Here is a 13,132-nt window from a genome sequence, read left to right as displayed (position 1 = left end):
CCCTCAGACCAGTGCGTTGCGCTTAGCCATGTCGATCAGATCGACCAGCGTGCTGGCTTCGAGTTTGTGCATGAGGCGTTTCTTGTAGGTACTGACCGTCTTGCTGCTTAGAAACATGCCTTTTGCAATCTCCTTGTTGGTTCGCCCTTGTGCGAAAAGTTGAAGAACCATCAATTCCCGATCATTGACGGTACTGAGAAGTTGCAGGTCGTTGTCAACAGGTGCATGAGTCTGCATCGCCTGGCTGGGAAAGTAGTTGTACCCAGCCAAAACCGCCTTAACCGCGCTGAGTAATTCGCTCAGGTCTTCTTGCTTGCAGACATAGCCCGCTGCCCCTGATTGCATGCAGCGCACTGCGAACAGCGCTGGCGACTGCGCGGTCAGCACCAGGATTTTCTGTGACATCGCCATCGACTGAAACCGTGCCAGTACTTCCAGGCCATCGAGCTTGGGAATGCTGATATCCAGGATGATCAGGTCTGGATTGGTTTCGCGAATCATCTGCATGGCATCCACGCCGTTGTCCGATTCGCCAGCGATTTTGTAATTCTGATTTTCCAGAAGCATGCGCACTGCCAGCCGGATTACCGGATGGTCGTCGACGATGAATATGGAGTACATGTTCTACTTCCCTGCTATCAATGAGGGTGACAGTTGGCACCTTAACCCAGTTGAAAGCGGCAAGTAATGCGGGGGCGGCTCAATAACCGTATATAGGAAATGGCCTACAAATTTAACAAAAACTACTTACGTACGGTTGCATCAACAACCAAAGTCAAACTTTGTTTGTTAGCTGATGTTTATGGTTTGAACTTGGCATCCAAGGTTGGTTGAATTGGATGTAAGTCTTTCCTGATTCACCCGTTTGAAAGCGCAGGCCGACAGATTTTCTGCGCATCTTCATGCAGAGCCGGAACGCCCTGTCATCTCCCGTGCCATTTCGCTGGCGTAGCTGTCGGTCATACCGGCTATGAAATCGATCATGCGCAGGAAAGCCTGATAAAGCGAACCATGGGGGTCGGGGGCATTGTTGCCTAGCAGGTCCAATACCCTACGGCTCTTGAACGAGGGCGTGCGCCCCCCATGTTGCTCCAGTGCGGCGCCACAGAAGGTGTTCAACAGGATTTCCAGCGTGGTGTAGGCACCGATCTCGTGAAGCGTCTTGCGCTTGTCCTGAAAAATCTTGTTTCGCGCCATCGCCTTGGCGTGCAGTACGCAACGTTTAGCGGGGCCGTGCATGTGCTCGACAAGATCACCGGTCAAATGGCCGGCGAGCAGTGCATCCTGCTGTTCCACGAAGGCCTGCGCCGCCGCATTGGTCAGGTGTTCGATAGCCTTGCCGCGCAGGATCGCCAACTTGCGGCGCCTCGAGTCACTTGGACCGAGCTGCCTGTAGGTTTCCGGCAGGTCGCTGCCTACCAGATCGAGTAACAGCGCTTCAACTTCAGCGTACTGCAGAAGCTCCATTTCTAGGCCATCTTCCAGGTCGATCAGGCCATAGCAGATGTCATCGGCAGCCTCCATCAAATACACCAGGGGATGCCGTGCCCAGCGCTGATCGTCTACTTGGGGCAGGCCCAGGCGACCTGCAATCTGTTCCAACAGCGGCAATTCGCTCTGGTAACTCCCGAACTTATGCTTTTTATAGCCCAGAGCATCGGCATGACGCGCGCTCCAGGGGTACTTGAGATAGGTTCCGAGGGTGGCATAGGTCAAGCGGGTGCCCCCATCGAACTGGTGGTACTCCAGCTGCGTCAGTACCCGAAAGCCTTGGGCATTGCCTTCGAAATTGAGGAAGTCGGCACGTTCATCATCGCGCATGTCGTCCAGCCAACCACGATTGGCGGCCTGCTGAAACCAATGACGGATGGCATCTTCACCGGAGTGTCCGAAGGGGGGGTTGCCGATGTCATGGGCAAGGCAGGCCGACTGCACCACCATGCCCAAGTCACTCGGATCACACCAGTCGGGCAGGCTTGTACGTAGCGTTTCCCCAACGCGCATGCCAAGGGACCGGCCTACGCAACTCACCTCCAGCGAATGTGTCAGGCGCGTGTGAATGTGATCGTTGCTGGTGACAGGATGAACTTGCGTCTTGCGCCCCAGGCGACGAAATGCGCCGGAGAAAATGATGCGGTCATGGTCTTTGTGAAACGGGCTGCGTCCCAATTCTTCAGCACTGTACTGAGCTTTGCCCAGGCGTTCGCGGGTGAGCAGGGTATGCCAATCCAAGGCGCAGTCTCCAGAAGGGGTTGCAGCGAAGCATACGCCGTGTCAGTGGTTCTTGTCCGCGAACAACCACTGACGCGGCGTGAGGTGGGGATCACCGGCGACGACGGTTGCTCTGCATGAAGAGCTTGACCAAGGGAATCAGGCTGGCACCTAGGCGGACAAGGCGGGGAAGACCACCACTTCGAACGCCCTTGCCTGTCAGAAAGCCCATGGCCACTACCGCCCCTATGCCCCACAAGGGTGCATGCTTGATGCCAAGCCCGGCATGGAGCGAGCTACCCATGCCGCGTATGCGCCGCACAGGCTCGAGCAATTGGCCGGTTTCATGGCGGATTTCCTGGCGGTGCATTTCCATGCGCAGGCGCAGCAGCGCTTTGCGCAGTTCACGCGGATTACGTGTATTGGGCAAGTCAGGCAGATTCATGGCAGAAGGCGCTCCCGATCTTTGGCCAGTTCCTCAAGCGTGGAGTGGAAGGGCGAGGACTCGTCGAACACCGCGCTTTTCAGGCGCAGGCCACAGTACAGCGCTGCCAGTCCATAGAACACGCACAGACCAATTATGCCGGCCAAGCGATAACTGTCCCAGAGTAGAACAAGCACCAACCCGGAAAGCGCTGTCAACAGCAGCAGCGCGAAAACCAGCGCCAGGCCTGCGAACAGCAACAGGCGCAGGGTTCGTCCTTTCTGCTCCTGCAGTTCGATGCCGAACAGTTCTATATGGCTGTGCAGCAGCCCAAGAACAGCTGCACCGAGCCGCTTGCCGGTGGCACCGGTGCCGATGGCGTCATTGTCCATGAAAACCCCTTAACGACGGTTCGCCAGCAGGCCGATTAACAGGCCAACGCCGGCGGCGATACCAATGGCATGCCAGGGTTTTTCCTGGACATACTGCTCGGCGCTGCCCAGTGCCTCCTGGCTGCGTTCGCGCAATGATTCCTGGGTGACTTCCAGCGCCTCGCGTGCTTGCGCCAGGCGCTCGTGCATCTGTTCGCGCAGCACTTGCGCCTGGTCACCTGCCAGGTTGGCGGTATCGGCCAGCAGCTTCTCCGTGTCGCGGACCAGTGCCTGGAAGTCAGCCATCAGTACATCTTGTGCATGCTTTGCCGAATTGCTGGCCATGTGTCTCTCCCTGTCGGTTGATGTTGGTACTTCGAGTGACGTGGCTACTGGAAGGTTCAAGTCAGCACACTGGTACAGGCTTTGCTTGGTTTATGCATCGTTGCAGGGCGCCCTCTCAACGCGCTGCGCTGCTTCGGGGCGCGTGCCACCCGCCACGCCTAAACATTAACCCAAATTGCCCAGACTGCCAGATTGGGCTCCCGTCCATTCGTGGCAAGTGCCCATAACTGCCTTGCCAGGCACCGAAGCGGTGCAGGAAGGGGGTCGATTGAGCATTGTTGGTGCCGCCGACAGGTGCTGCTGCTTCATGGATATGACTTCAAGCGCGATTCAGTCTCAGGTAAACGGTTCAAATACGTTGTTCATCCTGGTAGGCGCCATTCTGGTGCTCGCCATGCATGCCGGCTTCGCGTTTCTTGAGGTCGGCACCGTACGCTACAAAAATCAGGTCAACGCCCTGTCCAAGATTTTGAGCGATTTCGCCGTGTCGGCGATCGCCTATTTCTTCGTCGGCTATTGGGTGGCCTACGGGGTTGCGTTTTTCCAGCCTGCCGCAACCCTGGCGGCCGATAATGGCTACGCCTTGGTCAAGTGCTTTTTCCTCCTGACGTTCGCAGCTGCCATACCGGCGATCATCTCTGGCGGGATTGCGGAGCGAGCGCGCTTTGCACCCCAACTGTGCGCCACGGCATTGATCGTGGCACTGGTGTATCCCTTTTTCGAGGGGATAGTGTGGAATGGCAACTTTGGCGTCCAAGCGTGGTTACAGGTGCATGTCGGTGCGCCGTTCCATGATTTTGCCGGCTCGGTGGTGGTACATGCCATGGGCGGCTGGCTGGCGCTGGCTGCGGTTGTGCTACTGGGCCCCAGACGCGGGCGCTACCGTGAAGGGCGATTGGTCGCGTTCGCGCCCTCGAGCATCCCGTTTCTGGCCTTGGGCTCTTGGATACTGATCATCGGCTGGTTCGGCTTCAATGTGATGAGTGCGCAAACCTTGCAGGGCGTCAGCGGCCTGGTCGCTATAAATTCATTAATGGCCATGGTTGGCGGCACGCTGGCCGCGCTGCTGGTGGGTCGCAACGACCCAGGGTTCCTGCACAACGGCCCGCTGGCAGGGCTGGTCGCCATTTGCGCAGGCTCCGACATCATGCATCCCGTGGGCGCGCTGGCTACGGGCCTGGTGGCCGGAGTTCTGTTCGTGTGGGCATTCACCGCCGCGCAGAACCGTTGGAAGATCGATGATGTTCTGGGTGTGTGGCCCCTACATGGGTTGTGTGGGGTATGGGGCGGAGTCGCCTGCGGTATTTTTGGGCAGGTCTGGATGGGGGGGCTGGGTGGGGTCAGCGTTTACAGCCAACTGCTGGGAAGCCTGGCCGGTGCAGCCATGGCGCTGCTGGGTGGCCTGGCCGTCTATGGCGTGATCCGCAAGGTACTTGGCTTGCGGCTCAGTCACGAACAAGAGTTTGAGGGGGCAGATTTGTCCTTGCACCGGATAGGCGCTACGAGCCAGGACTGATACTCAAAAGATGCAGACGTCAGTAGGGCGGCATAGAATAACGGCCTGTGCAACTGAGTGAGGATATGTGCCATGTTGCCTGAATGCCAGCTGTTCGGCACCTTGGGTTGTCATTTGTGCGAGGTGGCTGAGGCCATACTGATGCCTTTTGTCGATCATGGATTGCTCGTCGAACTGGTCGACATTGCCGAAAGCGATGCGCTGTTCGAGCATTATGGCCTTGCAATCCCCGTGCTGAGACGTCGCGACAATGCGGCGGAATTGCTTTGGCCTTTCGATGCCGAACAAGTAGCGGCCTTTTTGAGGCACCCAAACCCCTAGTGGAGATTTGACCCTGCTCCACTGCAGAAACATCAATACGATGATCCGATTCAGGCACTGGGCGCAGCCTGAGTGTCGACTCCGCCTTCTGTTATCGGATCTGAACGTCATGTTGCTCACCCCACATTTCACCCTCAACGAAATGACCGTCTCCCAGGTCGCGGCCCGGAACAGTGTTGATAACACGCCTTCCCAGCCGGTCATCGACAATCTTCGTCTGCTGTGCGAAACCCTTGAACAGGTGCGTGCCCTCTGGAACGCGCCGATCATCATCAGCAGTGGATACCGCAGCGAGCAAGTTAACCGGTTGCTCGGCGGCGCCTCCAACAGCCAGCACATGCAGGGGCTCGCCGCTGACTTCACGGTCGTCGAGCGTTCTCCCAGGGACACGGTGCACCGCATCAGCACAAGCCCGATCGCGTTCGATCAGCTCATACTGGAATACGACCGCTGGGTGCACCTGTCTGTAACCCCTGGCATTCCACGCCGACAGGTGCTCACCCTGCGCAAGGGAGGTGGTTACCTCGCGGGTCTGGTATGAGACGGATTGACGGCAACGGAAGGATGTTCGTATGCTGTACATAAATACAGTATCAAGGTGAGCCCATGCTCAACGTCGAGCAATTGAAGTACAGCGTCAACCGGATGCCCGTCGACAGGGTGGCCGATGCTGTCTTGGAGCTGCGGCTTGAAGGCCTGGTCACCGACGACCGCACGCCTTTCGGCAAGGTGCACTTCAACACCTGCTTTGCAGAGGTGGAGGCGCTGTTCCAGCGGGCTGGCTACCACCGGGGGCTGGATGTGGTGGGTTATGAAGGGCTGGTGTATGCGCTGTACGACCCCAGCCGCTGGGAGCCCGTTCAGGTGCTGCGCTGGCTCAAGGCGCGCAGCGAGTCGCTGGCCCAGGCTGGCTGATCAGCGGGGCTTGAAGGATAATACGCCGCCAAGCCAGGTTCCGAGCCCGACGATGACGCCATTCGACCCCGCCCGACTGCAAGCCAGCACGGTATGTCTGCCTCCTGGTCCATGGGCTACGGTGCTCGATTGCTTGTGCGATCACTTCAAGGCCATTGATCGTAGCCAGTGGGTGGACCGTTTTGCCCGGGGACGGGTGCTGGGCGCGGACGGCCAGGCTATTTCGGCCGGTCATCCCTACAAGCGCGGTCTGCGTCTGCACTATTTTCGCGAAGTGCCGAACGAGCGAGTGATTCCCGTGCAGGAAGCGATATTGCATGTGGACGAACACCTGGTGGTAGCTGACAAACCCCATTTTCTGCCGGTCACCCCAGGGGGTGCGTACGTGGAGCAGACCTTGCTGCGCCGTCTCATCCATCGGCTGGACAATCCGCACCTGGTGCCCCTGCACCGCATCGATCGGCACACGGCGGGGCTGGTGCTGTTCTCGGCCAACCCTGAGTCACGCAGCACTTACCAGCGCTTGTTTCCAGAGCGGCGGATCGAAAAACGCTATCAGGCCATTGCCGCAGCGCTTGGGCAGCATACCTTCCCACTGGTGCACCGCAGCCGCCTAGAACACGGGGAGCCGTTCTTTCGCATGCATGAGGTGCAAGGGCCGGCCAACAGTGAGACGCACGCCCGCGTATTGGAAAAGAACGAGGAGCAGTGGCGGTATGAACTCTCGCCCATCACGGGCAAGACGCATCAGCTGCGTGTGCACATGGCTGCTTTGGGAGCAGGCATCAGTAACGACCCGTTCTACCCGGCATTGCTTGATGTAGAGGATGACTATCAACGGCCGCTGAAATTGCTGGCGCAAAGCCTGAGTTTCGATGATCCGTTAACCGGGCAGGCCCGTCACTTCGAAACCCATCTGCGGCTTGACTGGTAGGGTTGATCATGCAAAGGGTCGACGATGCCGACCCCGCGCTGGCTATCCGATCTAGCGGTTGAACCGCTCCACCAGTGAATATTGGCTACCGGCCGTGCTGTTGAGGGCCTCACTCAGCACTGCCGAGTGCTGTGCCTGCTCGGCAGTTTGGTCGGCCAGGTCGGCAATGGTGCTGATGTTACGGCTGATCTCGTCGGCCACCGCAGTCTGTTCCTCGGTCGCAGCGGCAATTTGCGTGGCCATGTCGGTGATGTTCGCCACGGCTTCACTGATGCCCACTAGCGCCTCGTCAGCCTGCATGACCCGATCAACACCTTCCTGGGCCTGGCGGTGCCCACTTTCCATGGTCGTCACGGCGTTGCTGGCAGTTTGCTGGAGCTTGGCGATCAGGCCGTGAATCTGCCCGGTCGATTCAGCCGTGCGCTGGGCCAGCTGCCGCACTTCGTCGGCAACCACGGCGAAGCCCCGGCCCATTTCGCCTGCCCGTGCCGCTTCGATGGCGGCGTTCAACGCCAGCAAGTTGGTCTGGTCGGCAATGCCCTTGATGACATCGACCACACCGCCGATCTCGTCGCTGTCCTTGGCCAATTGCGTCACGGTCTGCCCAGTTTCTCCAACTGCGGCTGACAAGCGTTCGATGGCTGCCCGGGTTTCACCGGCAATTTGACGGCCCTGGCCTGTCAAGCGATTGGCCTGCTGGGTCGCATCGGCGGTGCGTTGTACATGGTTGGCCACCTCCTGGGTGGTGGCGGCCATCTGGTTCACTGCGGCAGCGACCTGTTCGGTTTCCACACGCTGGCGCTCTAGGCCTGATGAACTCATATGCGCCAGCTCGTCTGACTGCCGCGCCTGATCGCTCAGGTGCTCGGCGCTGTCCTGCAACCGTGTCAGGCAGGTCTTCATCCGGGCATCCTGGCTGAGCATGGCCATTTCCAGGCGCGCCTGCACGCCACGGCTGTCGGTATACATCTGCGCAATCAGTGGATCGGACGTGGTCTGTTCGGCCAGGCGCAACAAGCGCTTGAGCCCACGTTGTTGCCAGGTCAGGCCGAGCAGGCCCAGGGGGACCGACAACGCTGCCGCCAAGGCAAAACCCCATGAGTGTCCGAGCCAGTTGCCGATGAGGAAGCCTATCTGGCTGATCAGGATGAATGGCAACCAGTCCTGCAACACGGGTAACCAACGATCACGGCGCGGCACAGCAGGCTTGCCTTGGTTGATACGCTGGTACAGGGCCTCGGCCCGGCGAATTTGCTCGGCAGTGGGCTTGACGCGCACCGACTCGAAGCCGACGACCTGATTGTTGTCGAAAATCGGTGTGACGTACGCATTGACCCAGTAGTGGTCACCCGACTTGCAACGGTTTTTGACGATGCCCATCCAGGGCAGCCCCTGCTTGAGGGTCTGCCACATGTGAGCAAACACGGCGGGCGGCACATCAGGATGACGCACCAGGTTGTGCGCTGCGCCCATCAATTCATCGCGGGTGAAGCCACTGATTTCGATGAAGGCATCGTTGCAGTAAGTGATCACGCCTTTGGCATTGGTGGTGGAAATCAACCGCTGCTTGGCAGGGAAAGTCCGTTCTCTCTGGGTAATGGGCTGGTTGTTGCGCATGGCTAGGATGTCCGCAGGGCTTTGGACTGGTATCGGCACGGTGCGCGCTTTATTGAGGGAATATTTCCAGGAATTGACCCATGGCAGTGCATGGCAGATACGGGTGGGCTACTGGCATTTCGCGGTCGGTTCCCACTGCGATTTTCATAGGTACTTTGGTGGAGGGGAGGCTAGCAAGGGCAGATTGGAAGAAGGAGGGTGCCAGCCTGCGCACAGACTGGCACCCGCGCGGGGCCTACGCGGCGATCAACTGACGCAGCACGTAGTGCAGGATTCCACCCGCCTTGAAGTACTCCACTTCATTGAGGGTGTCGATCCGGCAGAGCACGTCGATCTGCTCCTTCGTGCCGTCTTCGCGGAGGATGGTCAGTGCCAGGCTCATGCCCGGCACAATGGCAGCCCCCTCCAGGCCAGTGATATCGATCTGCTCTCTACCCGTCAGGCCGAGTTGTTTACGGTCCTGGCCTGCCTTGAACTGCAACGGCAGCACGCCCATGCCAACCAGATTGGAGCGGTGAATACGCTCGAAGCTTTCGGCCAGCACTGCCTTCACGCCAAGTAAATTCGTGCCCTTGGCAGCCCAGTCGCGGCTGGAGCCTGTGCCGTATTCCTGGCCGGCGATCACCACCAGGGGCGTGCCTTGCTGCTGGTAGCGCATGGCGGCGTCGTAGATCGAGAGTTTCTCGCCGCTTGGCACATGCACGGTATTGCCGCCTTCTTCGCCTGCAAGCATCTCGTTGCGGATGCGAATATTGGCGAACGTACCGCGCATCATGACTTCATGGTTGCCGCGCCGTGACCCGTAGGAATTGAAATCGCGAGGCTCCACACCCTTCTCGCGCAGATAGCGACCCGCAGGGCTATCGGCCTTGATATTGCCGGCCGGAGAGATATGGTCCGTTGTGACCGAGTCGCCCAGCAACGCCAGGATGCGGGCGTTGTGGATATCGGTGATCCGAGGCGCCGGTCCTTCGATACCTTCGAAGAAAGGGGGGTGCTGAATATAGGTCGAGTCTTCTTGCCATACATACGTGGCAGCCTCTGGCACTTCGATAGCCTGCCACTGCTCGTCGCCCGCGAACACTTCGGCATATTCCTTGTGGAACATGGCCGTGCTTACCTTGGCCACAGCCTCGGCGACTTCTTGCTGGCTAGGCCATATGTCCTTCAGATAGACCGGCTGCCCGTGCTTGTCGGTGCCCAATGGATCCTGGGTCAGGTCGACTTTCACGCTACCAGCCAGTGCATAAGCCACGACCAGAGGCGGTGAGGCGAGCCAGTTGGTCTTGACCAGTGGATGCACGCGTCCTTCGAAGTTACGGTTGCCGGACAACACCGAGGCGACGGTCAGGTCGGCGCTGCTGATGGCGTTTTCGATAGGCTCGTCCAAGGGGCCAGAGTTGCCGATGCAGGTGGTGCAGCCATAACCGACGAGATCAAACCCGAGCTCGTCGAGGTAGGGCGTGAGACCCGCCGCCTCGAAGTATTCGGTGACCACCTTGGACCCCGGTGCCAGCGAGCTTTTCACCCATGGCTTGCGCTGCAAACCTTTCTCGAGGGCTTTCTTGGCCACAAGGCCGGCCGCCATCATCACACTGGGGTTGGAGGTGTTGGTGCAGGAGGTGATAGCCGCAATGACCACGGCGCCGTCGCGCAGGGTGTGGGTCTGGCCTTGGTGACTGTAGTCGGCTTCGCCCGCCTGATCGGCATTGCCCACGGCAACGCCACCCCCGCCCTCGCTCTCAAGCCTGCCGACTTCCTTGGCGGCAGGTTTGGGTTGCAGCTCGACGAACTGTTCGAACGCCTGCTTGACCTGGGCTAGGGCAACCCGGTCTTGCGGACGTTTGGGGCCGGCCAGGCTGGACTCAACCTCATTCATGTCCAGCGCCAGCGTGTCGCTGAAGATGGGCTCCTGCCCAGGCAGGCGCCACAACCCCTGAGCCTTGCAGTAGGCCTCGACCAGTTGCACGGTTGCTTCAGGTCGACCCGACAGGCGCAGGTAATCCAGCGTCACTTGATCGACGGGGAAAAAGCCACAGGTTGCGCCGTACTCCGGAGCCATGTTGGCAATGGTGGCGCGGTCAGCCAAGGGCAGTTCGGCCAGACCGTCGCCATAGAACTCCACGAACTTACCTACCACGCCTTTCTTGCGCAGCATCTGGGTGACCGTCAGCACAAGATCGGTGGCTGTGATGCCTTCGCGCAGCTTGCCCGTGAGCTTGAAGCCGATGACCTGTGGGATCAGCATCGACACAGGCTGGCCAAGCATGGCGGCCTCCGCTTCGATGCCCCCCACGCCCCAGCCCAGCACGCCCAGCCCGTTGATCATGGTGGTGTGGGAGTCGGTGCCGACCAGCGTGTCCGGGAAGGCATAGGTGCGGCCGTCGGCTTCGCGGGTCCACACGGTACGCCCCAGGTATTCGAGGTTCACCTGGTGGCAGATGCCAGTGCCAGGCGGTACCACACTGAAGTTATCGAAGGCACTCTGGCCCCAACGCAGGAACGCATAGCGCTCGCCGTTGCGTTGCATCTCAATGTCGACGTTCTCGCCAAAGGCCTGCGGTGTCCCATATCGATCGACCATCACGGAGTGGTCGATCACCAGGTCCACAGGCGAGAGCGGGTTGATGCGCTGGGGATCGCCGCCAGCCTTGGCCATGGCCGCGCGCATGGCGGCGAGGTCCACCACGGCTGGCACGCCGGTGAAGTCTTGCATCAGTACACGCGCGGGACGGTACTGGATTTCGCGGTCCGAGCGCTTTTCAACGAGCCACTGGGCCAGTGCCTGCAGGTCTTCGCCGGTAACGGTCTTGCCGTCCTCCCAGCGCAGCAGGTTCTCCAGCAGCACCTTGAGCGACATGGGCAATTGCTGCAGGTCCCCGAGCTGCCGAGCAGCTTTCGGAAGGCTGAAGTAGTGATAGGTCTTGTCACCGACATCGAGCGACGTGAGGGTATTCAGGCTATCGAGCGAGGGCATTGCCAACTCCTTCTGAGCCGGTGCCCCGGCAACGTCTCTAAGGGCTGCCGGTGGCACCGCTGTGTACAGGCCCGCACGGCACGGGTCCGACTGAATGGTCAGGTTAGTCCTGTTTGCCTGACCTGACCCTTTTCTGGACCAGCGGGGCATGTCCCGGGTTCCGATCTTCCTTTATCATCGCCGCCCTGCCGGCGCCTGTGTCGCGCCAGCCGTCGTGGAGTGAGAGATGGAAACCCTGTTCATGCATTGCCGGCCCGGCTTCGAGGGTGAGGTGTGCGCCGAAATCAGTGAACATGCCGCCCGCCTGGGGATTGCCGGCTATGCCAAAGGCAAGCCTGGCAGCGCCAGCGCCGAGTTCGTCTGCAGCGAGCAAGGCGGTGCCGAGCGCTTGATGCAGGCAGTGCGGTTCAACCAGCTGATTTTCCCAAGGCAGTGGGCGCGTGGCGCGTTCATCGAGTTGCCCGAGAGCGATCGTATCAGCGTGTTGTTGGCGTACCTTGCCGACCAGCCGGTGTTCGGCAGCCTGTGGCTGGAGGTGCTCGACAGCAACGAGGGCAAGGAACTGTCGACGTTCTGCCGCAAGTTCGAAGCACCATTGCGCAAGGCGTTGGAGAAGGCCGGTCGCCTGGTGGATGACCCGAATCGCCCACGACTGCTGTTGACGTTCATCAGTGGCCGCCGGGTGTTTGTCGGGCAGGCTTTTGCTGGCAACAGTGCCTTATGGCCGATGGGCATTCCCCGCTTGAAATTCCCGCGTGAAGCGCCCAGTCGCTCGACCTTGAAGCTGGAGGAGGCCTGGCATCAGTTCATCCCACGCGAGCAGTGGGAGCAGCGGCTGGGCGATGACATGACCGGTGTCGACCTGGGGGCCTCACCGGGTGGGTGGACGTATCAGCTGGTACGGCGGGGCATGCTGGTGACGGCCATCGACAATGGTCCGATGGCCGAGAGCCTGATGGACACGGGGCTTGTCCAGCATTTGATGGCCGATGGCTTTACCTGGCAGCCCAGGCACCCGGTGGATTGGATGGTGTGCGACATCGTCGAGAAACCGGCGCGCACCACGGCCTTGATCGAGACGTGGTTGGGGGAGGGGTTGTGCCGCGAGGCGGTGGTGAACCTGAAGCTGCCGATGAAGCAGCGGTATGCTGAGGTACGGCGGTTGCTCAATCGCATGGAGGCGACATTCAAGGCCCGGAAGGTGAGGGTGCTGATTGCGTGCAAGCAGCTGTATCACGATCGTGAAGAAGTGACGTGTCATTTGCGGCGGGTTGATTTGAAGGGGCGGTGAGGGTCTAACGAGGCCGAGCCAGGCGTGGCCTGTACTGCTTTGCGCTGAATCGGCCGCGATGCTCGAAATCAGGCCAAATCGATCCGTTGCCGTTGCCGTTGCCGTTGCCGTTGCCGTTGCCGTTGCCGTTGCCGTTGCTTTGGCTTTTGCTTTTGCTTCTAAGCGCGCGGTAGCACAGACGCCGCAGATCGCGACTTCAGGAGGCCGAGC

Annotated in this window: 13 protein-coding genes; 6 read left to right on the top strand and 7 right to left on the bottom strand. The window is 59.9% G+C overall.

The annotated features are described in order from the left end of the window. Positions 1-3: 3 nt before the first annotated feature. From ACF8R3_RS12925 to ACF8R3_RS12905, 5 genes are all read right to left on the bottom strand, one after another. On the bottom strand, positions 4-621 hold the full coding sequence (locus ACF8R3_RS12925; RefSeq protein ID WP_058604528.1) for a response regulator transcription factor: 618 nt from the start codon (positions 619-621) through the stop codon (positions 4-6). 279 nt (positions 622-900) lie between these two features. Continuing rightward, entirely contained in the window at positions 901-2,232 is a 1,332-nt protein-coding gene (locus ACF8R3_RS12920) for a deoxyguanosinetriphosphate triphosphohydrolase (protein WP_196126920.1), read from the bottom strand. A gap of 91 nt (positions 2,233-2,323) precedes the next feature. Beyond that, positions 2,324-2,656 (bottom strand): hypothetical protein, encoded by a 333-nt coding sequence (locus tag ACF8R3_RS12915; protein ID WP_027916551.1) that lies wholly within the window; start codon positions 2,654-2,656, stop codon positions 2,324-2,326. Beyond that, on the bottom strand, positions 2,653-3,027 hold the full coding sequence (locus tag ACF8R3_RS12910) for a phage holin family protein (protein ID WP_144966533.1): 375 nt from the start codon (positions 3,025-3,027) through the stop codon (positions 2,653-2,655). The genes ACF8R3_RS12915 and ACF8R3_RS12910 overlap by 4 nt, the downstream gene beginning before the upstream one ends. A 9-nt stretch (positions 3,028-3,036) precedes the next feature. Continuing rightward, on the bottom strand, positions 3,037-3,351 hold the full coding sequence (locus ACF8R3_RS12905) for a YqjD family protein (RefSeq protein ID WP_078478256.1): 315 nt from the start codon (positions 3,349-3,351) through the stop codon (positions 3,037-3,039). Between the two features lie 307 nt (positions 3,352-3,658). Here ACF8R3_RS12905 and ACF8R3_RS12900 point away from each other — a divergent pair, with 307 nt between their 5' ends. The 5 genes from ACF8R3_RS12900 to ACF8R3_RS12880 all read left to right on the top strand — a co-directional run bounded on the left by ACF8R3_RS12900 (position 3,659) and on the right by ACF8R3_RS12880 (position 7,037). Next, the gene (locus tag ACF8R3_RS12900) at positions 3,659-4,867 is read left to right on the top strand and encodes an ammonium transporter (RefSeq protein WP_197844319.1); all 1,209 of its coding nucleotides are present in this window, start codon (positions 3,659-3,661) and stop codon (positions 4,865-4,867) included. Between the two features lie 72 nt (positions 4,868-4,939). After that, positions 4,940-5,188 (top strand): glutaredoxin family protein, encoded by a 249-nt coding sequence (locus ACF8R3_RS12895; RefSeq protein WP_078478258.1) that lies wholly within the window; start codon positions 4,940-4,942, stop codon positions 5,186-5,188. A 109-nt stretch (positions 5,189-5,297) separates the two neighbouring features. Continuing rightward, a complete protein-coding gene (locus ACF8R3_RS12890) occupies positions 5,298-5,729 on the top strand; it encodes a D-Ala-D-Ala carboxypeptidase family metallohydrolase (protein WP_196186676.1) in 432 nt (143 codons plus the stop codon). A gap of 65 nt (positions 5,730-5,794) precedes the next feature. Continuing rightward, a complete protein-coding gene (locus ACF8R3_RS12885; RefSeq protein ID WP_058639849.1) occupies positions 5,795-6,103 on the top strand; it encodes a hypothetical protein in 309 nt (102 codons plus the stop codon). 52 nt (positions 6,104-6,155) lie between these two features. After that, positions 6,156-7,037, top strand: coding sequence for a pseudouridine synthase (locus ACF8R3_RS12880; protein WP_392515686.1), 882 nt, complete (start codon positions 6,156-6,158; stop codon positions 7,035-7,037). A gap of 51 nt (positions 7,038-7,088) precedes the next feature. Here ACF8R3_RS12880 and ACF8R3_RS12875 read toward each other — a convergent pair whose 3' ends face one another. Next, the gene (locus tag ACF8R3_RS12875; protein WP_058604537.1) at positions 7,089-8,654 is read right to left on the bottom strand and encodes a PAS domain-containing methyl-accepting chemotaxis protein; all 1,566 of its coding nucleotides are present in this window, start codon (positions 8,652-8,654) and stop codon (positions 7,089-7,091) included. A 235-nt stretch (positions 8,655-8,889) separates the two neighbouring features. Next, the gene (gene acnA, locus ACF8R3_RS12870; RefSeq protein WP_144966541.1) at positions 8,890-11,631 is read right to left on the bottom strand and encodes an aconitate hydratase AcnA; all 2,742 of its coding nucleotides are present in this window, start codon (positions 11,629-11,631) and stop codon (positions 8,890-8,892) included. A gap of 226 nt (positions 11,632-11,857) precedes the next feature. Here acnA and rlmM point away from each other — a divergent pair, with 226 nt between their 5' ends. Further along, entirely contained in the window at positions 11,858-12,922 is a 1,065-nt protein-coding gene (gene rlmM / locus ACF8R3_RS12865; RefSeq protein WP_392515685.1) for a 23S rRNA (cytidine(2498)-2'-O)-methyltransferase RlmM, read from the top strand. Positions 12,923-13,132 lie beyond the last annotated feature (210 nt).

The sequence above is a fragment of the Pseudomonas sp. FYR_7 genome (assembly GCF_043106155.1).
GTDB classification, from domain to species: Bacteria; Pseudomonadota; Gammaproteobacteria; order Pseudomonadales; family Pseudomonadaceae; genus Aquipseudomonas; species Aquipseudomonas parafulva_B.
Note: the sequence above shows the minus strand (reverse complement) of the source record. Positions and strands in the feature narration are given on the sequence as shown.

What these genes read in the sequence shown, in the direction of transcription:
- acnA (WP_144966541.1), bottom strand. Translation starts at nt 11,631, where the DNA reads ATGCCCTCGCTCGATAGCCTGAATACCCTCACGTCGCTCGATGTCGGT.
- ACF8R3_RS12905 (WP_078478256.1), bottom strand. Translation starts at nt 3,351, where the DNA reads ATGGCCAGCAATTCGGCAAAGCATGCACAAGATGTACTGATGGCTGAC.
- ACF8R3_RS12875 (WP_058604537.1), bottom strand. Translation starts at nt 8,654, where the DNA reads ATGCGCAACAACCAGCCCATTACCCAGAGAGAACGGACTTTCCCTGCC.
- ACF8R3_RS12895 (WP_078478258.1), top strand. Translation starts at nt 4,940, where the DNA reads ATGTTGCCTGAATGCCAGCTGTTCGGCACCTTGGGTTGTCATTTGTGC.
- ACF8R3_RS12900 (WP_197844319.1), top strand. Translation starts at nt 3,659, where the DNA reads ATGGATATGACTTCAAGCGCGATTCAGTCTCAGGTAAACGGTTCAAAT.
- ACF8R3_RS12925 (WP_058604528.1), bottom strand. Translation starts at nt 621, where the DNA reads ATGTACTCCATATTCATCGTCGACGACCATCCGGTAATCCGGCTGGCA.
- ACF8R3_RS12885 (WP_058639849.1), top strand. Translation starts at nt 5,795, where the DNA reads ATGCTCAACGTCGAGCAATTGAAGTACAGCGTCAACCGGATGCCCGTC.
- ACF8R3_RS12880 (WP_392515686.1), top strand. Translation starts at nt 6,156, where the DNA reads ATGACGCCATTCGACCCCGCCCGACTGCAAGCCAGCACGGTATGTCTG.
- ACF8R3_RS12890 (WP_196186676.1), top strand. Translation starts at nt 5,298, where the DNA reads ATGTTGCTCACCCCACATTTCACCCTCAACGAAATGACCGTCTCCCAG.
- ACF8R3_RS12915 (WP_027916551.1), bottom strand. Translation starts at nt 2,656, where the DNA reads ATGAATCTGCCTGACTTGCCCAATACACGTAATCCGCGTGAACTGCGC.
- rlmM (WP_392515685.1), top strand. Translation starts at nt 11,858, where the DNA reads ATGGAAACCCTGTTCATGCATTGCCGGCCCGGCTTCGAGGGTGAGGTG.
- ACF8R3_RS12910 (WP_144966533.1), bottom strand. Translation starts at nt 3,027, where the DNA reads ATGGACAATGACGCCATCGGCACCGGTGCCACCGGCAAGCGGCTCGGT.